Raw genomic sequence first — 276 nt, forward strand, 5'->3', positions numbered from 1 at the left:
GTTGCAGAGACTCCTTTTGAAGTCATACTACGCAAGGCTCTTAGCGGTAAGACGAGTGACCCAAGATAACCAAGGCAAGAAAACAGCCGGAATGGATGGAGTGATAGCAATATCCCCGAAACAAAGGTTCACCCTTGTTGAAGAAATCAAAGGAAACTTCAAAGCCAAGCCATTACGGAGAGTCTGGATACCAAAACCAGGACGGGATGAAAAACGCCCTCTGGGAATCCCGACGATTCGAGATAGAGCCAAGCAAGCCTTGGTCAAGATGGCAAT

The 276-nt window shown here is 47.5% G+C and carries 1 protein-coding gene; it reads left to right on the top strand.

What is annotated here, in order from left to right; all coding sequences use genetic code 11:
* Nucleotides 1-276: reverse transcriptase N-terminal domain-containing protein (locus tag AC0QHF_RS09740; protein ID WP_324704011.1), on the top strand; the 276-nt coding region annotated here is incomplete at both ends.

The organism is Lyngbya sp. CCY1209 (genome assembly GCF_055795065.1).